This is a genomic window from Chelatococcus caeni (genome assembly GCF_014196925.1).
GTDB lineage: Bacteria > Pseudomonadota > Alphaproteobacteria > Rhizobiales > Beijerinckiaceae > Chelatococcus_A > Chelatococcus_A caeni.
The window spans coordinates 55,835-78,719 of record NZ_JACIEN010000009.1 but is presented as its reverse complement, the minus strand read 5'-3'; the positions used below and the strand labels follow the sequence as shown (position 1 = coordinate 78,719).

Genomic DNA, 22,885 nt, shown 5'->3' with positions numbered 1-22,885 from the left:
GCCTATTCCTCCAGCCTGAAGTACTTCGCCGCGACGCCCACCTTCTGGCCCGTCCGGTCGATCTCGGCGAAGAGGAGCGGGAAGAGCGTTGCCGCATTCAAGGTCTTGCCGCCGGCGAGCGTCGCAAGCGGCGTCGGGCTTGCGAGCGCCAGGACGACCTGCGGCCGGGCGCCGGTGCCGCTGGTGCGCTCGACGCGCAGGTTGAAGGACAGCGCCTCTGCGTCCTTCTTCAGGAAGCTCGCCAGGTTGTGCACATAGCCGTCGTCGGAGACGAGCAGCACCGTGACCTCGCGGCCGTCCGTACCGGCGACCGTGCCGCTCAGAGTCTCGCCGCTGCGCAGGCTGAAGGCGGCGATGTCGAGCCGCGGCGGCTCCCCTCGCAGTGGTCCCATCTGGCGCAGGAAGGCGACGAGCGGGCATTGCGCCCCCGTCACCTGCCGAAGGCTGATCTGCGCCTCGAAGCCGTTGACCTGCCGGAAGGCCTCGTCGAACGCCACGAAAGGCTGCGTCGCGGCGCCATAGCCCTCCACCTGCGCGGCATTGGCGCTGACCTCCACGGGATTGAGGAAGAAGCAGTCCCCGCCGCTGTATTCGTCGATGTAGCGCGTGATCTCGGCGATGCGCGGCACCGGCCCGGCCGGCGCGGGCGCCGTCACGGCAGGCGTCGTGGGAACGAGCTCCGGCTGTGCCGGCCGCGCGGCGACATCGGTCCTGCTCTGCGACGGGGCCGGAAGCAGCGGTGGCGGATCGGCGCTGCCGGCCTCGGGCCGTGCCTCCCCTGGCTGTGCCGGGGGCGGAGCCGGCGCTGGGGCTGAAGCAGGCGCTTCCTGAGGCGTGCTGTCCACCTCCGTTGCAGAAGGCTCTGGTGCGGCAGGGGGCGGAGATTGCTCTGGCGCCAGGGTGGGAGGCGCAACAGTCTCGGCCGGCGGGGCGGCCTGCGGCACCGGCCGTGTCGCAGTTTCCTGCTGCGTCGGCGCGCCGTTGTCCGGCACAAGGGCCGGCGGTTCGCCCTGCGTCGCGCGTTCCTCCACGGCCGGTGGGCGCGATGCCGGCGTCAGCACCGGGGCTTCGACCCTGCGCTCGCCGGGCTGCGGACCAAGCAGCGATTGCAGCAGCGGCATGCCTGCGATCCCGGCCGCAACCGCGACGGCCGCCGCGCCGGCGAGCCCGGCAAGAACCAGCGGCCGGCGCCCGGCAGGGGCCTTCTCCGCCGGCGGCTGCCAGGCGGCGACCTCGGCCATGGAGGCCGGCCGGTCCTCCGGCCGTGGCTGCAGCATGCGCGTGATGAGCGGCCGCATGCGCGCATCGATGCCCGCAAGATCCGGCACGGCGCGGCGCTTCTCCACGATCTCGCTCTGGCTGCCGCCCATGTCGAGCGGCCGGCCGAGGAGCGCCTCCGCCAGCACGAGCCCGAGGCTGTAGATGTCGGACTTCGGCCCGACGTCCCCACCGTGGAGGCCGAGCTGCTCGGGCGAGACATAGTTGTACTTGCCGGCGAAGCCGCTACCGATCACCGTCGCCTCGCCGAGCTTGGTCGAGCGGGCGATGCCGAAGTCGATGATCTTGGCGCGCCCCACGTTGCCGCCGGGCAGGATGACGTTGTCGGGCGAGAGGTCGCGGTGGATGATGCCGAGCTCGTGCGCGGCGGCGAGGCCGGCGGCGACGCGGCGGCGCAGCAGGTCGACCTCGGCAAAGCCGAGCGGCCCCGCCTTCACGCGCTCCGACAGCGCCTGCCCGTCGACGAATTCCATCGCGAGATAGGTGAGGTCGAGCGCCGGGTCGCGCGAGAACACGAAATAGCGCACGATGGCCTCGTGATAGAGCTCGTGCAGCGCCGAGGCCTCCTTCCGGAAGAGCGCGATGGCCGCCTCGTTCTCGGCAAGGTCCGGCCGGATCGTCTTGATGGCGACCGCATCGCCCGTTTGGATGGCATGGCCCTTGTAGACCTCGCCCATACCGCCGACCGCGACGAGCCGCTCGATCTCGTAGATGTCGTTGAGGCGCGTGCCCGCGGCGATGCGCTGGCGGGCCGGCGCGATGCGCGTCTTCTCGTCCATGGCTAGCCTCCCGCCCGCGGCCCGGGCATGCAGCGCACCGCCACCACGGTGACGTTGTCGCTCGCCCCGCGCTCCAGCGTCAGCGCGACGAGGTCGTCGCAGGCCGCCTGCGACGGCGCGCCGGCGACATGGGCGAGGATCTCCTCGTCCGCGACATGGGCGGTGAGCCCGTCGCTGCACAGGACGAAGATGTCCCCCGGCTCGACCCGGCCCTGGTGGATCTCGAGCTCCGGCTCGTCGCTGACGCCGATGGCGCGGGTGATCACGTTGCGCCGCGGCCAGACGCGCGCCTCGTCCGCGGTGAGGAGCCCCATGTCCACCATCTCCTGTGCCTCGCTGTGATCGCGCGTGAGCTGCGCGATGGCGCCGTCGCGCACGAGGTAGATGCGGCTGTCGCCCGACCAGACGCAGGCATGATCGCCGTCGAAGACGAGCAGCGCCGCGAGCGTGGTGCCGAGAACACCGCCACGCGCGCGGCCCATCTCCCGGAGCTGCCGGTTGGCGCGCAGCACCCGGTCCTCGAGGCGGGCGAGGAGGTCGGGCGCCGAGGCCGGCGCGCCGATGGTTTCGAGCATGGTGACGAGGGCGGCGCTGGCGATTTCGCCGCCTTCATAGCCGCCCATGCCGTCGGCCACGGCCCACAGGCCGGCCTGCGGCCGGGCGAGGAAACGGTCCTCGTTGAGACTGCGCACCTTGCCGGCATGGGTGGCGGCCCCGGTTTCGAACCTTGCGGCCATCTGGTGCATGGGCAGCGGCTCCGTCACGCAACGGCTCGGTCGAAGGCGCCCGTCAGCATGCCGGCGAAGAGATGCGGGTCCGGCAGGCGCCGGGCCACCAGCAGCATGGGGGAAAAGCCGGCTCCGCCCGCCGTCCACCACATGCTGGTGGCCGCATAGGCGCGAGCATAATCCTCGACACGGATGGCAGCCAGCGTCTCGGGCAGGGTGGCGAGCGGCGCCCTGATCGCCACGCTGCCGTCGGCAAGGCGCATCATGCCCTCCGGCGGCGGCATCGCCAAGTGCGCGACAGGCGGCGGCAGGCTGGCGAGCGCGGCGAGCAGGCCCTCGTAGGTGGCGCCCTCGGCGAGCGCCGAGAGCAGGAGCTCCTCGGCCCCAGCGAACCATCCATCCTGCGGGTCGAGCTCGGGCGGGGGAAAGGCCTCGCCCGCCTCCGCCACGGCGAAGAGGCTGAGCGGGAAATAGCGGCCGATCCCGTCCACGGACGGCATGAAGACGCCGGCGACGGTCGCGCCGCAGAGGTCGGCGCCGAGCCAGAAGCGCCACAGCGGCGCCTTCAGGAACACCTCCTGCCAGCCCGCGCCGAGCCTGAGGCGGCTGGTCGATAGCCCGCCCTCCATCCACTTCTCCCACAGGCCGATGAGGTCGCGCGGCAGCCCGGTGGCGACGAAGTCCCGCTTGGCCGGCAGCTTGCCGAAGAGGCCGAGGCGCATGTCACAGCCCCGTCGGGCAGCGGAACTCCCGGAGCGCCGGGAGCACGAGCGGGTTGAGCAGCGAGCCGACGTTGAACTGGTAGGACACCTCGCGGCCGCCGACGAGGAAGCTCGCGACGATGCTGTCGCCGCGCCGCAGGACGGAGCCCGCATCGAGCAGCCGGAAGAGGGACCACGTGCCCTGCCGCTCCAGCCGTGCCCCCTCACTGAAGAAGCCGCCGCCGAGGGTGATCGACGTGCGGCCGATGCCGCCGCCCGGCCAGTTGACGTTGGTCGGCGTGTTGACGCCCTGCTGGCTCGCGACAACCGTGCCGTTGATCTCCAGCTGGGCGCTTTGCGCATCGCCGCTGAGCGTCAGCGGCGTCACCGCCATGGTGAAGGAGGGCATGTTGCCGCCGGTGGGGAAGAAGGCGTCGCGCACCTGCGCCGCACGCTGGAATTCCCGCAGCGTCGCCGCCGAGAGCGACTGCGCCACCCGGTTGTCGCCCCGCCAGGTCCATTGCGCGCCCGACTGGTCGGCATAGGGGGCGAGGTTCTGGCTGAAGAAGCGGTCCATGATGCCGCCGGCGGCGAAGAGGCGCGCGAAATCGGCAAGCGGCACCTCGCGCCCGCTGCCGCGCACGAAGGGATAGCGGTTGGTGACGATCTGCTGGCACACGCGCGTCACCTGGTCGGCGAGCGCCTGCTGCAGATTGACCACCGAGGCGCCGGCCGCATCGCCCTCGAAGTCGCCAGCCGCCGAGCGGATCATCTGGTCGAACGGCGCGGGGAAGCGCGAGGCCGTGGCCCGGAGCACCGCGATCTGCGGCACGAGGGCGTTGTTGGCCTGCGTCGCCTGGGCCGGGTTGATGGCCGAGACGGCGAGGTTCTGGTTGATCTCGCTGAGGCTCTGCAGCAGCTGGTCGACGGGCCGGCGGCCGAGGTCGCCATCGACGAGCACGTGGAACTGCTTGAACAGCGCCTCAATATTGGCCCCCGGCGCCTGCCCGTCGGCGGAGATGGGGGCTGAGCCGGCCGGCCCCCCGGTCACGAGTTGGCCGACGCCGGCCTGCCCGGCGATGGAGCCGACGCGCCCGGCCGTGGAGCCGACGCGGCCGACTGCACCGCCGAGCTGCGAAGCGGCCCGCGCCGCCGCATCGATGGCCGCCGCGGCCGCCTTGCCGTTGCTGGCGCTTTCGGCGGGCGGCGCCGGGCGCTCGCGCGTCAGCCTGGTCTCGTCGCGGATCGATTCCAGCAGCTGCTTGATGGGCGAGGTCGCGGCCGAGGCCGCGCTCAGCGCGACATATTGCGGCTTGTCGGCCGTCAGCGGGCGCAGCTTCAGGCGCAGCAGCGCCTGCTGCCAGGCGGCGACGAAATCGCGCGTGTAGAGGCGCAGGATGTCCTGGAAGAGCGTCTGGTATTGCGTCGCCACTGCCGCCTGCTGGCCGGCGGGACCAAGCACCCAGCGCTCGCGCTCGACCTGCGCGCCGATGTCCGGCAGGCGGGCGATGAAGGCCTCGTGGAAGCCGTCGTAGGTGTAGAAATAGGGCACGCGGATGCTTTCGAGGTCCTCGCCGCCCGTGCCCTCGAAGACGAGGGCGGTGTCCGCCCCGCCGCGGAAGGCGACCACCCAGTCCTTGTGGCTCTGGCCGCGCGCCTGCGACTTCAGCAGCTCGTAGGCCCGCTCGGAGAGGCTCATGCGCGCCAGCGTCCGCTGCGCGTCCTCGATGAGCGCGTTGTTGAGCCCGATCGTCGCCTCGCCCGTCTCGAGCTCCAGCATGGCGAGGAGGTGCTCCTCCAGCGCCTCGCGGCCGCGTGCGTTGGCAGCGCCGGGAAAGAGATTGTCCGCCCAGTCGCGCCGCATCCAGGCGAGCACGAAATCAGCGTCCGTCGGCGCCTGGCCGCCGATCATCAGATAGACCTTGAGCGCCTCGTAGAGGAAGCTCGGATTGTTGAGATTGGCCTCGAGCTGCTCCTCGAGGCGGAAGATGAGGCGCGAGCGCAGCATGCGCTCGAGCGCCACGTGATAGGCGGTCTCGGAAGCCGACTGCAGGCGCTCCCGCTGGCTGAGGCCGAAGGTGGCGGCAAGCGGCGTCGCCTCCTCCCGCTGGGCGTAGCCGGCCGGCATGTAGCGCAGCTTGTGCAGGAGCGGCAGGATCTTGCCGAAGTCGCGCTCCATCACCGTCGTCTCGCGCAGCACGGGCGCGGCGATCTCGCGATATTCGGCAACCGCATTGCCGGAGAAGGCGATGAGGTCCCGGTTCTTGCTGTAGCTCAGCCACCACAGGGCCCCGGCGGCGATGACGGCGGCGGCGATCACGCCGAAGGCGGCCGCCCGCAGCACCCGCGCGCGCCGCACGGCGGCACGGTTCGTCGACACCCAGCCGGCTTCGCCCAGCATCACCTTGCGGAAGAGATCCGTCAGGAAATAGCTCTTGCCGAGGCCCGAATAGGCCGCGCCCGCCGCGGCCTCGGCGCCGAAGTTCCTGGCGAGCGTGCCGATGAGCTGGTCGATCGGCGTGCCCTGCTGCGTGCCGGAGGTGAAGTAGAAGCCGCGCAGCGTCGCATTGACGTGATAGCGCGTCGGCTCGAAGACGCGGTCGAGGAAGTCGACCACCACCCGCTTCAGCGTCGCCATCTGGCTCGGGAAGCTGAAGAGGGCGACCCGCGCCTGGGGCGTCGGCTCCTCGTGCAACCGGTCCGGCAGCAGCTCGTTGAGCCGGGCGATCAGCGCGTCATATTCCCCCGGCACGTCCGCGATCATGTTGCGCGTCCTGTCGCCGGTCTGGAACGTATGGCCGAAGACCATGCGGCGCTGGCTTTCCGTGAAACTGCCGAAGAATTCCCGGAAGCCGGCGACGAGATCCGTCTTGGTGAGGAGCGCATAGACGGGAAAATCAACGCCGAGGCGCTGGTTGAGCTCCATCAGCCGCTTGCGGATCGCGGCCGCATGGGCGGCGATCTCCTCGCCGCTCGCGGTCAGGAGATCCTCGACGCTGATGGCGACGAGGACGCCGTTGATCGGCTGCTTCGGCCGGTTCTCCTTGAGGAGATCGAGGAAGGCGAGCCAGCTCTCGCGATCCCCTTTGGCGTCGCTGTCCTGCGTCGTGTAGCGGCCGGCGGTGTCGATCAGCACCGCATCTTCGGTGAACCACCAGTCGCAGTAGCGCGTGCCGCCGACGCCGGCGACCGCCTGCGGCGTGCCACCGCGCGCGAGGGGAAACTTGAGGCCGGAATTGATCAGCGCGGTCGTCTTGCCGGCCCCGGGCGGGCCGATGATGAGGTACCACGGCAGGTCGTAGAGATAGTCGCCGCTGCCGCCCTTCGACTGGCGCAGGGTGGCGAGCGCATCCTTCATCCCCTCCTTGAGGGCGGCGGCATCGCTCTCCTCGGCCACCTCGGCGGCGATCCCCTCCTCCAGCTCGCGGCTCGCCTTGCGGCGCCGGTAGAAGCGCCAGGCAAGGAGCCCTGCGACGGTGAGCACGACGATGCCGATGAGCGCGGCACGCACCCATGCCTCTTCCAGCGGCCGCATCTCGCCAAAGGCGAGAAGCGGCCCCGCCAGCCACACCAGCAGGCCGAAGGCCACGAGCCCGGCGAGCGTCGCGCCGAGCGCGAGCGCACCCGCCAGCGTCAGGCGGCCTCTGCTTGTCCCTCTGGCTTCAGTTGCGGGCATGGCACGTCAACTGCTCCGCTCGATGAGGATCTCGACGCGACGGTTCTTGGCGCGCCCGTCTGCCGTGGCATTGGAGGCGATGGGCTGGTCGGCCCCCTTGCCCTCGGTGGCGACGCGGCCCGGGTTGGTGAGCTGCACCTTGATGAGGTCGGCGACCGCCTTCGCCCGCTCCTGCGACAGTACGAAATTGGACGGGAAGCGAACGGTGCGGATCGGCACACTGTCGGTGTGGCCGACGATCTTGACCGTTCCCGGCTCCTTCTCCACCGCCGCCGCGATGCGCGCCAGAAGCGGCTTGAACTCGTTGCGCACCACCGCCTGCCCCGGCGCGAACAGCGGCAGGTCGGAGATGCGGATGAGAACCTTGTTGCCGCTCTCCTGGACGAGGATCTTCTCGCCCTTGAGGTCCTGCTGCAGGCGGCTCGCCTGGGCCGAGGGCGGCGGAGGCGGCGGCGCCGAGAAGACACGGCGCTGGATGCCGATCTCGGAGGTCGGGTGGACGGCGATGAGCGACGCCGCGACGGCTTCGGAATCGTTGCCGAGCAGGCTGCGCAGGAGGAGGAAGAGGCCGAGCAGGACGACCCCGGCAAGCGAGGCGACGGCCCACACCGGCACCCGGAGGCGAGCCGCCTCCACCGGAACGGCTTGGCCCTGCCAGCGCGGCGACAGCTCCTCGTTCGCCCGCTTCACCCGGCGCAGCGTCTCGTAGAGGCCGCGCTCGATCTGCTGCAGCGCCGCCGCCCCGCCGGCCGAGGTGCGGTGCACGCCCTGGAAGCCGAGGGCAAGGCAGGCGTGCATGAGCTCGAGAAGGGCGTAGTTGACGCTCGGATCGGCCCTCGCCCGCTCCAATTCGTCGAAGAAGCGCACGCCCCCGACGCGCTCGCCGAAGAAGCGGCTCAGCATGCTGTACTGCGTCCACACATGCCGATCCTCGCCGGGAATGTTCTGGACGATGTCGTCGGCGGTGGCCGCAAGCACGTATTTGGCGACGCGCGTCTCTTCCGCGGGAAGGCCTGCTGCGCGCACGTCGCGCTCGAATTCCTCAATGCTGTCGGCCACCTGCTCCATCAGCTGGGCGAAGGGCGCCCTGAGCGTGCCGACACGCAATTCGCCGAGAAGGAGAAGAAGCGGCCCGGCGGCCCGCATGAGGGGATTGTCGTTCGGGGTGAGAAGTTCCTCGCGCCGCAGCACCAGCGCCCGGGCCCGCCCCTCCTGCCGCTCCCCGCCCGCGGCCTGCGGCGGGACGGCGGAGACCCACTCGTCGCCTGCCCCCTCCCCGGGCTGTGAACTCGCCGCCGGCAGCGGAGGCATGGCAGGGGCGGCGGGCGGAGGCGTGGCTGGCGGAGGCGTGGCGCTCGGAGGCGGCGCCGCCGGGCCGCGCCCGGCCGGCCGCGGCCGGATGATGGTGCGCTCGCTGCGCCCGAAGGGATCGCGCGGGCCGTTGTCGTCGCCGCTCATCGCCGCCCCTCCAGCACCGCCCAGAGTTCGAGCTCGAGGCCCGGCCAGTCACCGGAGAAATGCATGCCGATGGAGGTCGCCGTGCTGAACTCCGGCCACAGCGGCGAGGTGCGGTCGAGATAGAAATAGACGTGATCGGTGATCGCCCGGATCTGCGGCGGCGGCGTCGGCAGGTGGATGAGCGGCACACCCGGCAGGTGGGCATGCACGATCTCGTTCATCTTGGTGTTGGGCCCGACCTTGAAGAGATGCGGGAACTGGTTCTGGATCTCCGTCAGCGGTCGCTGTGCCGCCACTTCCAGCACGAGCGTCGCGTTGCGGAACAGCGCCCGGTCGCGGATGGTCGAGGTGAAGGCGTTGTGCGCCCGCTCGACGATCTCGAGGCGGATGGCGCGGCGGCCGATCTGGGCGCTGAGGAAGTCCTGGATGTCGCGGATGACCGGCGCGAAGACCGGCTCGAGGTCGTCGTGGTCATAGGCCGGGTAGTCGCGCGCCCTCCGCTCGGCCGTGACGAAGGTGGCGAGCTCGCCGGCGATGCGCAGCAGTTCCTCGTAGAGCCGCTCGGGATGCACGTAGCGCGAGCGGCGGAAGTGCTTGAGCACCGGGATGTGCCGGTTGAGCAGCTGCAGGATGAGATAGTCGGCGCTCTGCAGGCCGCCGCCTGCCGTCGGGTCGGCGGCATAGCGGGCGAGTTCCTCGAGCTTGTTGTCCATCCAGCCGATGACGCGGTCGATCCAGCCGTCGACGACCGGATGGGCGCTGCACGTCAGCACCGGCGGCGCGAATTTCTCGTCGAGGATGACGGCCCGGTCGCGCACTTCGAGGATGCGCGCGACGGCGAGGTTGACGAAGCCCGGCTTCGGCGTCCGGCGCAGCTCGTAGGCGAGGCGCGGATAGGCGACGTCGATCTCCTCCTCGACCCTGAGCGGCGAGGTGGAATCGATCATGAGGGCGCTCGCCGAGACGAAGCGGCTCGCGCTGTCGGCCTCGCCGTCCTCGACCTCGCGCGTGTTCGGCGCACCGACCGGCAGCGACAGCCACACCACCTGCTTGGCCGCATCCTCCGGCACGTCGAGCGGCGCGGGCAAGGGGCTGTTGTCGGGCACGCTGAAGGGGGTGCCGTCCGGCATCACGCCGCTGGCCCGGCGCAGGCCGAACTTGCTCTGCTGCGCGAGGTCCCGGTCGATTTCGAGCGCGGAGAAGCCCCAGGGATAGGGCGTGATATGGCGGAGGCGGCTCTCGACCAGATTTTCGAGGTAACGATCACTCTGCTGCAGGTGATGCGGCCTCAGGAAGAGACCTTCCGACCAAACGACCTTGCTATACCAGGACATTTGCTTTCCCGCCGGTCTCGCCAAAAAAGTATAGACTGCACCCGCCCCGCCGTCACCTGCCGCCTGCAGGTTGTCGCGGGAGCCGTCCAAAGTCGTCGCGCAAGCAGTGCGCTTGATCGCACGATGGCGCCGGCGCAAGATGACCGGCGTGCGGGCGCGCACGGGGTATGAAGCCCGTCTGCCGAGGAAGGCCGGATGCCGAAGGGTTTTGCCGCGCGGGTCACGGATCCTGTCGTCCATCCCCTGCCGGGCCTGCTGACGCCCGGGCCGGGCAGCCCCACTGTCTTCATCGGCGGCCTGCCGGCCTGGCGCGGCGTCACCGCTGCCGCGGCGGCTGCCATCCAGTCGGCCAAGACGGCCTCGGAGACGACCATCCGCGCGGCCGAGGCGGCGACGATCGCCGCCGCGGGCACGCCGGGCGCCCCCGCGGCCAAGGCCGCGGAGGAAGCGGCCAAGGCGGCCGCTGCCACGGCGATGGGCTCCACCATCACCGCGGCGGCCGGCGGTGCGGACATCCATCTATGCACGACACCGCTCCCGATCCCGCCGCACGGGCCGGGCGTCGTCGTCGACGGCTCGACGACGGTGCTCATCAACGATCTTGCCGCCTGCCGCATGGGCGACACCATCGTCGAGGCGGTGGGCCCGCCCAACAAGATCGCCATGGGCCTGCCGACCGTCATCATCGGCCCGTAGCGCGTGCCCCGGCGCACGGCGGGGCCGCGCGAACGAACGATGATGAGCGCAAGGGCCGTTGCGAGGAAGGAGCGCCGATGGCCACGCGCAGGGTTCCCGATCGCGAAGCCGCCAAGGCGGCGCGGTTCACGCACCAGATCGTCGAGCATTTCAGGAGCGATCCGCAGCTCGCGAAATCCCATGCCGAGACGCGTAACGGCCATGTCGTGAAGGTGCTGTGCTGGCTCGCCCTCCTGCGCGATGCGCAGAACCGGTCGCTGCCCCTGCCGCCGCGCCCGCGCGTCACCTGCGAGGAAGCGCAGTGGCAGCATTTCCGGGAGAGCCACCCGCGCCAGGCGGCGCACATGCTGCCGGGCCAGATCATGGTCGACGGACGCTATCCGTGGCTCTACCTTAAGGACGCCGCCCATGCGCGCGACCTGCAGCTGCTCTTCGCCGAGGTGCGCGCCCTGCCCGCCAATTTCAACAAGGCCGACAGCGCCGCCGAGGGCAAGGGCCTGACCGAGGCGTTCCGCGCCGCCGGCGAATACGTGCTGCACGGCCGTGGCCCGCTGCGGCAGGACATCACCGCGGCCTATCGCACGCTGTGGGTTCCCGGTGCCCGCGCCGCCTATGCGGCCGCAGAGGAGCAGAAGCGGTCGCGCCCCTCGGTGCCCTCGCCGGTCTACGATCTCGAGCGCAACATCGTGAATCTCGACGAGATCGAGGAAGCCGGCCAGTCGCAATGGGACGTGCACGACCAGATCCGCATCCTCATGCGCTATGGGGCGAGTCTCGACGAGGCGCCGCCGGAGCTGCGGCCGCACAAGATGGACGAGATCCTCGGCCGGCCCTGACTGCAGGCCCATGAAGGGACGCGCTTCAGCCGCCCCGGCCGCCCTTGTCGTAGCACTCGGCGAAATAGATCATGAAGGCATCGACGAGGCCGTGCTCGTGCGGCGCCGTCTTCGCCTGCCAGCGCGCCACATAGGCGTCCCACAGGCGCGCCTTGCGCGAGCCGATGAGGCCGCCGATCCCCGCGTCCCCGGTCGCCTCGTCGATGGCCTCGGGGGCAAGGTCCTCCATCAGCATGCGCAGCGCGTGCTGCATGGCCGAATAGGTCTTCACCTGGTGGATCTTGAGATCGCGAAAGCTCTGCGCCAGCGTCTGCCGGGCATCGAGATAGCCGCTCGCCGGCGGGCCGAACATCAGGCGCAGCGCATCCTCCACCGTCGGCGAGAACTTGAGCGGATTGTTGTCGACGGCCTGGATCGTCGTCTGGCTGGCGCTGCGGGCAAGGCGCTTGCCCTCGGCGCGGGCGGCGAGCAACTGCTTGAGATCGTCGGCGACGAGGCGCATGAGCACGCCGAGATGCTCCGCGAATTCGCCCACGTCACGGCCGGCAAGCGCCTCCTCGGGCAGGCCGGCGCCGCGCGCGAAGCGGGCGAGGAAATCGGCGCCTTGCGCGGCAGGAAACGGCACTGCTGGCGGCGGTCCCTGCTCTGCCGCACGCGCAGGCTCCTGTGCGGGGGGCGGCGCGGACGACGGCTCCCGCGGCTCGCTCCACGGATTGGCGGCTGCAGCCGCCGGCGGCCGGCGCGGCGTCGGGACGGGCGGCACGGGCGCCACGGCCGGTGGCTGCGGCACGGGACCCGCCGCCCAGGACAGGTCCTCGCCGGCAGGGGCGCCGCTAGGGGCAGGAGCCGGCCCTGCCGCACCCGCGCCACCCTCTGCGGCGACATCGGGCGTTTCGACCGCCCAGTCGAGGAAATCCGGCCGCACGGGACGCAACTCGCGCGCCGGCTGGAAGTCGCGCCGCGGCGCGGGCGGGGCGGCATCGGGCGCGCTGCTCCAGAACTCGGTCGCGCGGGCAGACGGTCCGGGGGCTTCCTCCGCCGGCAGCGACGCCGGCTCGGTCGCATCGAGCGCGACCGCGATGATGTAGTCGCCGATCTCGATGCGATCGCCGTGGCGCAGCCGGTGCGGCGACTGCATGCGCTGCCCCGAGCCGTTGAGATAGGTGCCGTTGGTCGACACGTCGGTCAGCCAGTAGGCGCCGTCGTGATAGCGCACCTCGCAATGCTTGCCGGAGACGGTGCGGGTCGGGTCCGGCAGGGTCCAGTCGAGGTGCTGGTCGCGGCCGATGTCGAGCCCGCGGGGGCCGGAGACGGAGACGCTGAGCGGGCCGCCGTCGGGCAGGCTGGCCATGTTCTCGATCGTGAGCGTCAGGGCCATCGCCGGGCTCGCCCTCCTCGCATCGGCGCCGCGCACGTCGCATCGCTTGCCGATCCTAGACCAATTTGCGCGCCGGTTGTATCGGCTCAGCGCCTCTCGCCGTCCGGCGTCAGCAGCGACAGCCCGGTTTCGAGGCAGGCCGCGATCTGACCGCCGCGCTCGTGCGCATCCACATGCGCCAGTGCCGTAAGGACGGCCGTCTGCGCCGCCTTGGCGGTGAGGTGGGGCGGGCACGGCACCGTGTGTCCCTCCACCAGGCTGCCGCCGGACCAGGCGGCAGCCAGCGCCGCCCAGGTGGCCGGGCGGCCGTGGTCGCCGGTCGAGCCGAGGGCGAGCGCTGCGCGGCGCCGCCCATCCTCCGGCTCGCGCACCCAGTCCTCGGCGGCGGCGAGCGCTGCCGCATCCTCGCCGGCCGGCTGCGGCACGAGCGCCCGGACGCACCGGCACGCCCACCAGACGGCCTCGCGCCGCGGCAGCAGATAGGCGCAGAAGGTGATCGCCTCCTCCGGCGTCTCGCCCGCCGCGAGGCGCCTAGCAAAGGTGAGCGGCGGCTCTTCCGTGGGAGGCGCGGCGATGTCCTCCCCCGCCTCCGGAAAGGCCTCGAACAAGCTTTTCGCCGTGGGAAAGCGCACCCGCTGCATGGCCGGCCTCAGTTGATCTGGACGATGCCACCCTTGATGACGACGGTCGCGTCGCCCTTCACGCTGGTCTTCGTGCTCTTCACCGTCACGGTCGGCGACTTGATGGTCACCCCCGTCGGATCCATCGTGATCGTGCTCATGCCGACCTTGAAGCGGATCTTCAGCTTGGCCGTGACGTAGAGGCACCCCTGGTCGATGTCGAGGTGATCGTCGCCCTTCTTCAGGATGGTCTTGCGTGCGAAATCGCCGGTCGGCTTCTTGAGATCCTGGCCGATCTCCCGCGTCTCCTGGTGCCGGATTACGGAGGCGAGGTCCTTCTGCGCGTGCAGCGTGACGACCTCCTCGCCCTTCTTGTCCTCGAACTTCAGCTCGTTGTAGCCCCCGCCGCCCTTCGTGGAGTTGGACTTCAGGCCCGAGACGGTCTTGTTCGCCGGCAACTCATAAGGCAGGTCGTGCTCGTCGTTATAGACGGTGCCGACGACGAGCGGCTGGTCCGGGTCGCCCTCGAGGAAGGCGACGACGACCTCCTGGCCGATGCGCGGGATGACCTGCCCGCCCCAGCCCTTGCCCGACCACATCTGAGCGACGCGCACGCGGCGCGACGTCGTCTTGTCGTCCCTGTCCCAGTGGAACTGGACATAGATGCAGCCGTACTTGTCGACGTCGATCTCCTCGCCCTCCTCCCGGTTCTCGCCGACGACCTTGGCCGTCTGCAGCCCCGTGATGACCGGCCGCGGCGTCACCAGCGGCGCGCGGAAGCGGCGCTCGGTCGGCAGGAATTCGTAGGAGCCGCTGTAGATCTCGTCCTCGCCCGAGCCGGCCTGCGAGCGGTAGGCCTCGGTCGAGAAGCCGTGCCGGGCGCTGGTCACGAGATAATCGCCCTTGTAGCTCTCGCCGGGCACCTCGCCGACGCGCACCAGCGCCCCGGGATAGAGGCTCACGGCGTCGCCGCCGGCATGGCGCCTGTCGTCCTGCGCCTGCGCTGCCTGCACGCGGATCTCGGCGAAGCGCTCGCCGTCCTTCCGGTCGGTGTAGCGGCCGGGATAGTCGTAGAACTCGTAGGCCTTGGCCTTGGCGGCCCCCTCCTCCTTCGAGCGCTTCAGGTCGGCGCCAGACTTCGTGTAGTCGTAATCGTTGAGCTCGACGCGCCCGGTCCGCAGGCGCCGTTCGCTGAGCCAGTGGGTGATGTGCTCGCACTGGCGCTGGTCCTGCGTCCCGCGCGGCAGAAAGGGAAAGGCGCCGTCGGCGGGCGCTCCGCCACGCGCCGCCGAGGGGCGCTGTTCATCGTGCGCCGAGCGGGAATCCGCCAGCACCAGCGTGTGCCCGTCTGACGAATGCTTGAAGTAATAATAGATCCCGTGCTCCTCCATCAGGCGTTGCACGAAATCGAGGTCGCTCTCCCGGTATTGGACGCAATAATCCATCAGCTGGTAGTCGTCGGACAGGCGCAGCTCGTAGCGGGCGCCCTTCTCCTTGTCGAGAACGTCGCAGATGATCTCGGGAGCGCGCTTTTTGTGGAAGATCCTGCAGGTCGCCTTCTGCGACAGAAGCCAAAGCCAGGGCCTGAGGACGAAGCGGTAGACCTGCTCCTGCTCGCGCACGTCGAGGCGCTGGCATTCGGCCGCAATGCCGCTGAAATGCCGCTCGCTGCCGTCACGCAGCTTGAAGCTGACGGAGCATTTCTCGCCCAGGAGCGGTTCGAGATTGGCACTTCGCTGGCTACTCACAGCATCTATTCTGTATTCGAACAGTTCGCTCAGCCCCTCGCGAGCATCGAAGCGAGTTAAGACGAATGCATCGTCGCCTAACGGGGTCTTGAAGGAAGCAATACGCCGTGCCTGACTGATATCGGTGCTCATGGATCAGCCTTCGACGCGTGTTGTGGCACACTTACGGAACTTGACAGTATAGGAAAATAGGGGCATCGTCGAGCAATCAAAGACCAGGTGTGCTCCCATGCGCAACAAGGTCCCTGCAGTATTCGCCCTTGCGTTGCTTGTTCCCCTCTGTCAAACGGCAACGGCGCAAACGGCCTACAACGCCAACGACATCATCCAGCACTTCGCGCCGCAATCAGGGCTCGGCGCGACCCGCGGCCTGTGCATCGGCACCGAGGCCGAGTGCAAGTCCGCCCCGGCCAAGCCGGTGGTGGAGCCCTTCGATCTCGTCGTCACCTTCGACTACAACTCCGACGTCCTGACGCGCGAGGCGCGCCGCAATCTCGACGAGTTCGCCAAGGCGCTCGCCGACCAGCGGCTCGCCACCGCCACCTTCCTCGTCGAGGGGCATACGGACGCGACCGGCAGCGAGGCGTACAACCTCGGCCTGTCGGAGCGGCGCGCGAGCTCCGTGGTGCGCTATCTCACCGGGAAGGGCATCGACGTCTCGCGGTTGACGGCGAGGGGCTACGGCAAGATGCGGCCACGCACCGCCAATCCCTTCGACGCTGCCAACAGGCGCGTCGAGACGCGCCTGGAGATCCGCTAGACGCGGTCTCCGGCATACCGGCGGCCCCTCGCAAGGAACGTCACCCGCCGATGCCGGAGATCGACTTCGCCGCCCTCACCACCCCCGTCTCGCAGGATGAGCCCTGCGGGCCGGACCTTGAGCTCGCGGGCGACGCCGACTACATGCACTTCGTCGCCCGCGTCGAGGGCCTGCTGCCGGCCTCCTTCCTCAGCCATGACGCCGAGGGGCGGCTCGTGCCCTTCGACAGGACGAGCATCGACATCCCGGCGGAGGTCGCCGGGCTCGGCGGCCTGCTCGCGAGCACGCGCGACCTGCGCCTTCTCGTGCTGCTCGCCAAGCTCCTCGTCCTCAATCGCGATCTCGGCCGCTTCTCCGGCTGTCTCTCCGCCATCGCAGCCCTCCTGGCCGAGCGCTGGGGCGACGTCCATCCCGCCGGGGAAGACGGTGACTTCACGATGCGCTGCGCGGCGCTGCAGACCCTCGACGACATGCCGACGGTGGTCATGCCGCTCCAGCACGTGCCGATCGCCCACAGCCGGCGCTTCGGCGCCGTCAGCTATCGCGGCCATCTCGTCGCGAGCGGCGCCGCCGAGCCGCGCGAGGGCGAGGACGCGCCCGGCGCCGCCGCGATCGAGGCCGCCTTCAGCGAGACGCCGCTGCCCGATCTCGTCGCGACCCGCGATGCCCTTGCCACCCTGCGGGCGGCACTCGCGGGCATCCGCCTCGCGACGCTCGAGAATGCGGGGGCGGCGGAGGCGGTGAGCTTCGAGCGGCTGTCGCCTCTGGCAGACGCCATGTTCAAGCTTCTCGACGAGGCCGTGGCCCGGCGGGATCCCGATGCGCGGTCGGCCCCGCCCGCCGAGCCGCACGATTCCATGCCCTCCGATGGCATGCTCTCCGAAACATCGCGGCCGGCCGCGTCCCCCCGCCCGGCGGCCGGGACCATCACCTCGCCGCAGGCCGCCGCAGCCGCCCTCGCGGCCGCCGCCGCCTATTTCCGCCGCGCGGAGCCGTCGAACCCGGCTATCCTCCTCGTCGGCCTCGCCCAGGAACTGATCGGCAAGTCCTTCGCCGAGGTGGTGCGCATCCTGATGCCGGACCTCGCCGACCGGGCAGCCTTCAACATCGGCAGCCACCAGGTCTTCGAGCTGCCGCTGGAGCGCCTCGCCGGCCTCGTGCCCGACGGCGGGAATCCGCAGGAGGACGTGCCGCCGCAGGAGCGGGACGACGAGGACCGCGGAGACGACGCGGAGGGGGCGCAAGTCGTTGCGTTTCCCGGAACATCCTCTCCTGTGAACGACGCCGGCGGGCCGCGGCCGCACCCGGCGGCAACGAGCCGGCGCGAGGCGCTCACGCTCATCGAGGCGGTCGGCGCCTACTACCGCACCGCCGAGCCGTCGAGCCCCATTCCGCTCCTGACGGATCGCGCGTGCGGGCTCGCACAGCGCGATTTCCTCGGTCTGCTAAAAGATGTACTATCGGATCAGCTAAGGTCATCCGATACCGAAGACTGAGGTCGTGCTTGTGAAAACGACGTCGCTCTTCTTGGTTCGTCGAATTGCCCGCGGGCAATCCGAGTAGTTGCGCCCTGACGGACGCGCTGACGCGCAGGAGGGGATATCCGATGGCTGCAGACTCCGGACAGAAGTTCATTCGTCGCAACCGCGCGCCACGCGTGCACATCTCCTACGAGGATCCCTACGACGCCGAGCGGCAGATCGAGCTGCCCTTCGTCATGGGCGTCATGGCGGATCTCTCCGGCAACGACGCCGGGGTGGAAAAGCCCGACGTCGCGGACAGGAACTTCCTCGACGTCGACATGGACAATTTCGACCAGCGCATGGCGGCGATCGAGCCGGGCGTGTCCTTCAAGGTCACCAACAGGCTCGGCACCGAGGAGGGCGAGAAGCTCTCCGTCAACCTGCGCTTCCGCAAGATGGAAGACTTCGGCCCCGCCGCCGTCGCGCGGCAGGTGCCGGCGCTCGCCAGGCTCCTCGAAGCGCGCGAGCAGCTCGCCAACCTCCTGCGCTACATGGACGGGAAGGTCGCGGCGAGCGATCAGATCAAGGCCCTTCTGGCCGATCCGCAGCTGATGCTCGCCCTCAAGGAGCGGCTCGCCGAGCCGCCCGGAAGCGAGGCAGCAAAGAGCGAAGCGCAAGAGTAAGGCGAGGGTGCCATGGCCACAGCAGCTGGACCCGAACGGCAGGCGAACGAAGCCGTCGTACAGACGCGCGATGCCGATGAATTCGCTTCGATCCTCAAGCAGAACTTCAAGCCACGCACCGAGCGGGCGGCGACGGAAGTCGAGAATGCCGTCGCGACGCTCGTGCAGCAGGCCCTCGCCGATACCAGCGTGATCCAGGAGGACGTGCTCGACACCATCGAGAGCATGATCGCGCGCATCGACGAGAAGCTGACGGCGCAGATGAACGAGATCCTGCATGCGCCGGAATTCCAGCAGATCGAGAGCGCCTGGCGCGGCCTCAACTATCTCGTCTTCAACTCCGAGACGGATTCGTCCCTGAAGATCAGGGTGATGAACATCTCGAAGAACGAGATCTACCGCAACCTGCGCCTCTTCCCCGGCGCCCGCTGGGACCAGAGCCCGCTGTTCAAGAAGGTGTACGAGCACGAGTTCGGCCAGCTCGGCGGCGAGCCATACGGCTGCCTCATCGGCGACTATCACTTCAGCCACACGCCGACGGACGTGCAGCTGCTGCGCGATCTCAGCAAGATCGCGGGGGCGGCCCATACGCCCTTCTTCACGGGCGCCGATCCGACGCTGCTCGGCATGGACGCCTGGACGGAGCTCGCCAACCCGCGCGATCTCGGCAAGATCTTCGACACGCCGGACTATGCGGCCTGGAAGTCGCTGCGCGATTCCCCCGATGCGCGCTATGTCGGGCTCTGCCTGCCGCGCGTTCTGTCGCGCCTGCCCTACGGCGCCAAGTCCGAGCCGGTCGAGGAATTCGCCTTCGAGGAGGAGACGGACGGGCACAAGGGCGAGAAATACGCTTGGATGAACGCCGCCTATGCCATGGCGGTCAACATCAACCGCGCCTACAAGGAATTCGGCTGGTGCACGCGCATCCGCGGCGTCCAGTCGGGCGGCGAGGTCATCAACCTGCCCACCCACACCTTCCCGACGGACGACGGCGGGGTCGACCTCAAATGCCCGACGGAGATCGCCATCTCCGACCGGCGCGAGGCCGAACTCGCCAAGGCGGGCCTCATTCCGCTCATCCACCGCAAGAACACCGACAAGGCGGCCTTCATCGGCGCCCAGTCGCTCTACAAGCCGAAGACCTATTTCGGGCCCAACGGGGTGGAGGCCACGGCCTCCGACAACCTCTCGGCCCGCCTGCCCTACATGTTCGCCGTCTCGCGCTTCGCGCACTACCTGAAGTGCATGGTGCGCGACAAGATCGGTTCCATGAAGGAGAAGGACCAGCTCAAGAAGTGGCTGCAGGACTGGATCTTCGAGTATGTGGATGGTGATCCGCTCAACTCGACGGAGGAGACGAAAGCGCGGCGACCGCTGGCCGATGCGCGGATCGACATCTTCGAGAACGAGGAAAACCCAGGTTATTACTCGGCGAAATTCTATCTCAGGCCGCACTACCAGCTCGAGGGCATGGACGTCGGCCTGAGCCTGGTGTCGCGCCTGCCGGCGCCGACGAACCAGTGAGGACCGACGCCGCAGAAGGGCCGCCCGACGCCATCCGATGACGATGGACGTGGCAATTCGGCTCCAGTGTCCAAGGTCGAGTTCAGGCCAGAGGCAATCATTGGAGAACTACCATGGCAACGGCTGACTACTTCCTCAAGTTGGAAGGTGTGAAGGGCGAGTCGCAGGACGAGAAGCACAAGGATGAAATCGACATCCTGTCCTTCTCCTGGGGCGCCAGCCAGTCAGGTGCCGGCCACTACGGCGGCGGCTCCGGCGCGGGCAAGGTGCAGTTCCAGGACCTGCACGTCACCATGCGGGTGAACAACGCCAGCCCGACGCTCTATCTCAAATGCGCCGAGGGCAAGCACATCCCGAAGGGAAAGCTGACGATCCGCAAGGCGGGCGGCAAGCAGGAGCCGTATCTCACCTACGAGCTCGAGGACATCCTGATCTCGTCGATCAACAGCTCCGGGCATGACGGCGGCGGTTCCGACATCGTGCCCACCGAGCAGATGTCGCTGAACTTCGCCAAGATCAAGATGGTCTACAAGCCGCAGACGCGCGAGGGCAACCTCGGCGGCCCGGTCGAGTTCGGCTGGGACGTGAAGAAGGGCGTCAAGGCCTAACCGGCCAGGGCCGCGGCGCCGCCCCACGTGGCGCCGCGGCCGCATCGAGGCGACGGAGGCCGGACGGCCATGGGGAGTACGACTACCAAGGATAGGCTGCGCCCGCCGCTCATGTACGCTTTCCGCGAGGCGCATGCGGCCCGTGATGCACGCAAGAAGCTCGACTTGAGGGACGAGGCGGGCGAGCGCATCATCGCCGGCCGGCGCGCCGCTCCTCGCCTCGCCATCACCGAACCCAGGCTCAAGCAGGAAGTGATCCGCGACCTCGAGCTGCTCCTCAACACGGTCGATCTCGCCTCCTCGCTGCCCCTCGGCACCGCCGAGCAGGTGCGCCGCTCGATCCTCAACTACGGCCGGCCGGACCTCGTGCACCGTTCCATCGACGAGTTCTCCGTCGGCGGCATCGGAACGGAGATCGCCGAGGCGCTCGCCCGCTTCGAGCCGCGCCTTGCGCGCGAAGCCCTCGCCGTCGTGCGCGACGACAGCGTCGATGCCGCAGCGTTGCGGGTGCGCTTCCTCATCAGGGCCGAGCTCGATTGCGAGCCCCTCGCTATCCCCGTCGAATTCGTCGCCGATGTCGAGCTCGACACCGGCAAGGTGGTCGTCGCCCGCCGCTGAGGCTGCGACAGGACGACCGGAAAGGAACCGGCCGCCGATGAACAGGGAATTCCTCGATCTCTACAATCGCGAGCTGCAGCTCCTCAACGAGCATGCGCGCGAATTCGCCGAGGAATATCCCGGCATCGCCGAGCGCCTCGGCGGGCTCGTCGCCGAGCGCATGGACCCCATGGTCGCCGGCCTCCTCGAAGGCGCGGCCTTCCTCGCCGCCCGCGTACAGCTGAAGCTCAAGCACGAGTTCCCGGAATTCACCAACAACCTCATCGAACAGCTCGTCCCGAACTATCTCGCCCCGACGCCCTCGGCGATGCTGGCGAAGATCGTGCCGCCCTATTCCGACCCTGCCCTGCGCGACGGCAGCCGCATTCGCCGCGGCGCCAGCCTTGACGCAACCTATCGCGAGCGCGACCGGCGCGTGACCTGCCGCTACCGGCTCGCCGCCGACGTGACGCTGTGGCCCTTCGACGTGGCGGCGGCCGAATACATCGCCAATCCCGCGAGCCTCCAGGCGCTCGGCGCCGCCATCGGGCCCGACGTGGCGGCGGGCCTGCGGCTCACCCTCACCCACCGCCTCGCCGCGCGGCGGGACGACGAGCCGGCCGACAAGGATGCCAGGGAGCCCACGGGATGGTTCGCCGGCTGCCGCACGACGGATCTTCCGGTCCACATCCTCGGCGCCGAGGCCGATGCGATCGCGCTCTACGAGCAGCTCTTCGCCCACTGCAACGGGGTCTATTTCCGCTATCTCGACACCTATGGAGATCCCGTCGTCATCCCGATGCCGGCCGACATCATCGAGGCGGTCGGCTTCGGCGAGGACGAGGCGCTCCTGCCGCAGGACAAGCGCATCTTCCGCGGCTTCGAGCTGCTGCGCGAATATTTCCTCTTCCCCCGCAAGTTCCTCGGTTTCCGGCTGAAGCGGCTCGCCGAGGTGCTGCCGCAGGTCAAGGCCAAGTCGCTCGACATCCTCTTCGCCTTCGACGAGGCGCACGCGCGCCTTCCGGCGGCGGTGGAGCCCGGGATGTTCGCCCTCTATGCGGTGCCGGCGATCAACCTGTTCGAGAAGACGACGGAGCGTATTCCCGTCCGGCCGAACCAGCACGAATATCACGTCGTGCCGGACCGGAGCCGCAACCTCGACTACGAGCCGCACCGCATCCTCGAGGTGCACGCCCATTACACCGGCGGGCGCGAGAAGGTGCCCGTGCGGCCGCTCTATTCCGCCGCGGCGGCGGGTCATCCCGGCGGGCCGTTCTACACCGTCCGCCGCCTGCCGCGCCGCCGCTCCGCCGAGGAGCGGCGCTGGGGCGCCGCCTCGGATTACACGGGCACCGACGTCTTCATCGCGCTCACCCAGCCGGCAGACATGGAGGACGGGGAGGCGATCGCCGAGCTCAGCGTGCGGGCCCTGTGCTCCAACCGCCACCTGCCGGAGCATCTGCCCATCGGGGAAGGCGGGGCGGACTTCCGGCTCATCGACAACGTGGCACTCGACGTCTTCTGCATCGCCGGGCCGACGCCGCCGCGCGAGCCCGTCGTCTCCCACCGGCAGAGCCGCGGGGAGAGCGCCTCCACCGGCACGGTCGCCTGGCGGCTCATAGACATGCTCAGCCTCAACCACCTCGGCCTCGTCCGCCACGGCGCCGGCCAGAATGCCGAGGCGCTGCGCGAGATCCTGTCGCTCTTCGCGGATCTCTCCGACAGCGCCACAGAGCGCAAGCTGCGCGGCATCCGCTCGCTGAGCAGCCGGCCGGTTGTGCGGCGGCTGCGCGAGCGCGCCGGCACCGGTGCCGCACGCGGCCTCGAGATCACGGTCACCCTCGACGAGAAGGCCTTCGAAGGCAGCGGCGCCTTCCTGCTCGGCACGGTGCTCGACCGCTTCTTCGCCGAATATGTCACGCTCAACCATTTCACCGAGACGGTGATCCGCTCGACCGAGCGCGGCGAGATCCTGCGCGGCCCGCCGCGCGCCGGATCGAGGAGGCTGCTGTGACCGC

At 69.6% G+C, this 22,885-nt stretch carries 18 protein-coding genes; 9 read left to right on the top strand and 9 right to left on the bottom strand.

Going from position 1 to position 22,885, the window contains the following annotated elements; genetic code table 11:
• Nucleotides 1-2 precede the first annotated feature (2 nt).
• Genes GGR16_RS24435 through tssK form a run of 6 tightly spaced genes read right to left on the bottom strand, consistent with a single transcriptional unit; the run spans nt 3 to nt 9,954 of the window.
• Nucleotides 3-2,057, bottom strand: a complete 2,055-nt coding sequence (locus tag GGR16_RS24435) for a serine/threonine-protein kinase (protein ID WP_183318718.1) — start codon at nt 2,055-2,057, stop codon at nt 3-5.
• Between the two features lie 2 nt (nt 2,058-2,059).
• Complete coding sequence (locus tag GGR16_RS24430; protein WP_183318716.1) at nt 2,060-2,821, bottom strand: protein phosphatase 2C domain-containing protein; 762 nt, start codon at nt 2,819-2,821, stop codon at nt 2,060-2,062.
• Nucleotides 2,818-3,507 carry a type VI secretion system-associated protein TagF gene (tagF, locus tag GGR16_RS24425; protein ID WP_183318714.1) on the bottom strand — a complete coding sequence of 230 codons (690 nt, stop codon included), beginning with the start codon at nt 3,505-3,507 and terminating at the stop codon, nt 2,818-2,820. The genes GGR16_RS24430 and tagF overlap by 4 nt, the downstream gene beginning before the upstream one ends.
• A gap of 1 nt (nt 3,508) precedes the next feature.
• Nucleotides 3,509-7,162, bottom strand: a complete 3,654-nt coding sequence (gene tssM, locus GGR16_RS24420) for a type VI secretion system membrane subunit TssM (RefSeq protein WP_183318712.1) — start codon at nt 7,160-7,162, stop codon at nt 3,509-3,511.
• A 6-nt stretch (nt 7,163-7,168) separates the two neighbouring features.
• Nucleotides 7,169-8,620 (bottom strand): type VI secretion system protein TssL, long form, encoded by a 1,452-nt coding sequence (gene tssL / locus GGR16_RS24415; protein WP_183318710.1) that lies wholly within the window; start codon nt 8,618-8,620, stop codon nt 7,169-7,171.
• Entirely contained in the window at nt 8,617-9,954 is a 1,338-nt protein-coding gene (tssK, locus tag GGR16_RS24410) for a type VI secretion system baseplate subunit TssK (protein WP_183318708.1), read from the bottom strand. Before tssK ends, tssL begins: the two co-directional genes overlap by 4 nt.
• Nucleotides 9,955-10,149: 195 nt before the next feature.
• Between tssK and GGR16_RS24405 the strand changes: the two genes are divergently transcribed.
• On the top strand, nt 10,150-10,650 hold the full coding sequence (locus GGR16_RS24405; protein WP_019404181.1) for a PAAR domain-containing protein: 501 nt from the start codon (nt 10,150-10,152) through the stop codon (nt 10,648-10,650).
• A 77-nt stretch (nt 10,651-10,727) separates the two neighbouring features.
• Nucleotides 10,728-11,486, top strand: a complete 759-nt coding sequence (locus GGR16_RS24400) for a hypothetical protein (RefSeq protein ID WP_183318706.1) — start codon at nt 10,728-10,730, stop codon at nt 11,484-11,486.
• A gap of 25 nt (nt 11,487-11,511) precedes the next feature.
• Here GGR16_RS24400 and tagH read toward each other — a convergent pair whose 3' ends face one another.
• The 3 genes from tagH to GGR16_RS24385 form a co-directional block, all read right to left on the bottom strand.
• Nucleotides 11,512-12,864, bottom strand: coding sequence for a type VI secretion system-associated FHA domain protein TagH (gene tagH, locus GGR16_RS24395; RefSeq protein ID WP_183318704.1), 1,353 nt, complete (start codon nt 12,862-12,864; stop codon nt 11,512-11,514).
• 86 nt (nt 12,865-12,950) lie between these two features.
• Complete coding sequence (locus GGR16_RS24390; protein WP_246373301.1) at nt 12,951-13,472, bottom strand: DUF6931 family protein; 522 nt, start codon at nt 13,470-13,472, stop codon at nt 12,951-12,953.
• 41 nt (nt 13,473-13,513) lie between these two features.
• Complete coding sequence (locus tag GGR16_RS24385; protein WP_183318700.1) at nt 13,514-15,364, bottom strand: type VI secretion system Vgr family protein; 1,851 nt, start codon at nt 15,362-15,364, stop codon at nt 13,514-13,516.
• A 97-nt stretch (nt 15,365-15,461) separates the two neighbouring features.
• Between GGR16_RS24385 and GGR16_RS24380 the strand changes: the two genes are divergently transcribed.
• The 7 genes from GGR16_RS24380 (at nt 15,462) to tssF (ending at nt 22,881) form a co-directional block, all read left to right on the top strand.
• Entirely contained in the window at nt 15,462-15,992 is a 531-nt protein-coding gene (locus GGR16_RS24380) for an OmpA family protein (protein WP_019401829.1), read from the top strand.
• Between the two features lie 50 nt (nt 15,993-16,042).
• The gene (locus GGR16_RS24375; protein WP_183318698.1) at nt 16,043-17,488 is read left to right on the top strand and encodes a type VI secretion system ImpA family N-terminal domain-containing protein; all 1,446 of its coding nucleotides are present in this window, start codon (nt 16,043-16,045) and stop codon (nt 17,486-17,488) included.
• Nucleotides 17,489-17,598: 110 nt separating this feature from the next.
• On the top strand, nt 17,599-18,138 hold the full coding sequence (tssB, locus tag GGR16_RS24370) for a type VI secretion system contractile sheath small subunit (protein WP_183318696.1): 540 nt from the start codon (nt 17,599-17,601) through the stop codon (nt 18,136-18,138).
• Between the two features lie 12 nt (nt 18,139-18,150).
• Nucleotides 18,151-19,662: a type VI secretion system contractile sheath large subunit gene (gene tssC, locus GGR16_RS24365; protein ID WP_183318694.1), complete on the top strand. Its 1,512-nt coding sequence runs from the start codon at nt 18,151-18,153 to the stop codon at nt 19,660-19,662.
• Between the two features lie 113 nt (nt 19,663-19,775).
• The gene (locus tag GGR16_RS24360) at nt 19,776-20,270 is read left to right on the top strand and encodes an Hcp family type VI secretion system effector (protein ID WP_019401825.1); all 495 of its coding nucleotides are present in this window, start codon (nt 19,776-19,778) and stop codon (nt 20,268-20,270) included.
• Between the two features lie 69 nt (nt 20,271-20,339).
• Nucleotides 20,340-20,888: a type VI secretion system baseplate subunit TssE gene (locus GGR16_RS24355; RefSeq protein ID WP_246373299.1), complete on the top strand. Its 549-nt coding sequence runs from the start codon at nt 20,340-20,342 to the stop codon at nt 20,886-20,888.
• A gap of 37 nt (nt 20,889-20,925) precedes the next feature.
• The gene (tssF, locus tag GGR16_RS24350; protein WP_053193322.1) at nt 20,926-22,881 is read left to right on the top strand and encodes a type VI secretion system baseplate subunit TssF; all 1,956 of its coding nucleotides are present in this window, start codon (nt 20,926-20,928) and stop codon (nt 22,879-22,881) included.
• Nucleotides 22,882-22,885: the final 4 nt, after the last annotated feature.

What these genes read in the sequence shown, in the direction of transcription:
- GGR16_RS24355 (WP_246373299.1), top strand. Translation starts at nt 20,340, where the DNA reads ATGGGGAGTACGACTACCAAGGATAGGCTGCGCCCGCCGCTCATGTAC.
- tssF (WP_053193322.1), top strand. Translation starts at nt 20,926, where the DNA reads ATGAACAGGGAATTCCTCGATCTCTACAATCGCGAGCTGCAGCTCCTC.
- tssM (WP_183318712.1), bottom strand. Translation starts at nt 7,162, where the DNA reads ATGCCCGCAACTGAAGCCAGAGGGACAAGCAGAGGCCGCCTGACGCTG.
- GGR16_RS24385 (WP_183318700.1), bottom strand. Translation starts at nt 15,364, where the DNA reads ATGAGCACCGATATCAGTCAGGCACGGCGTATTGCTTCCTTCAAGACC.
- tssK (WP_183318708.1), bottom strand. Translation starts at nt 9,954, where the DNA reads ATGTCCTGGTATAGCAAGGTCGTTTGGTCGGAAGGTCTCTTCCTGAGG.
- GGR16_RS24375 (WP_183318698.1), top strand. Translation starts at nt 16,043, where the DNA reads ATGCCGGAGATCGACTTCGCCGCCCTCACCACCCCCGTCTCGCAGGAT.
- GGR16_RS24400 (WP_183318706.1), top strand. Translation starts at nt 10,728, where the DNA reads ATGGCCACGCGCAGGGTTCCCGATCGCGAAGCCGCCAAGGCGGCGCGG.
- tagH (WP_183318704.1), bottom strand. Translation starts at nt 12,864, where the DNA reads ATGGCCCTGACGCTCACGATCGAGAACATGGCCAGCCTGCCCGACGGC.
- tssL (WP_183318710.1), bottom strand. Translation starts at nt 8,620, where the DNA reads ATGAGCGGCGACGACAACGGCCCGCGCGATCCCTTCGGGCGCAGCGAG.
- GGR16_RS24405 (WP_019404181.1), top strand. Translation starts at nt 10,150, where the DNA reads ATGCCGAAGGGTTTTGCCGCGCGGGTCACGGATCCTGTCGTCCATCCC.
- GGR16_RS24380 (WP_019401829.1), top strand. Translation starts at nt 15,462, where the DNA reads ATGCGCAACAAGGTCCCTGCAGTATTCGCCCTTGCGTTGCTTGTTCCC.
- tssB (WP_183318696.1), top strand. Translation starts at nt 17,599, where the DNA reads ATGGCTGCAGACTCCGGACAGAAGTTCATTCGTCGCAACCGCGCGCCA.
- GGR16_RS24360 (WP_019401825.1), top strand. Translation starts at nt 19,776, where the DNA reads ATGGCAACGGCTGACTACTTCCTCAAGTTGGAAGGTGTGAAGGGCGAG.
- tagF (WP_183318714.1), bottom strand. Translation starts at nt 3,507, where the DNA reads ATGCGCCTCGGCCTCTTCGGCAAGCTGCCGGCCAAGCGGGACTTCGTC.
- GGR16_RS24435 (WP_183318718.1), bottom strand. Translation starts at nt 2,057, where the DNA reads ATGGACGAGAAGACGCGCATCGCGCCGGCCCGCCAGCGCATCGCCGCG.
- tssC (WP_183318694.1), top strand. Translation starts at nt 18,151, where the DNA reads ATGGCCACAGCAGCTGGACCCGAACGGCAGGCGAACGAAGCCGTCGTA.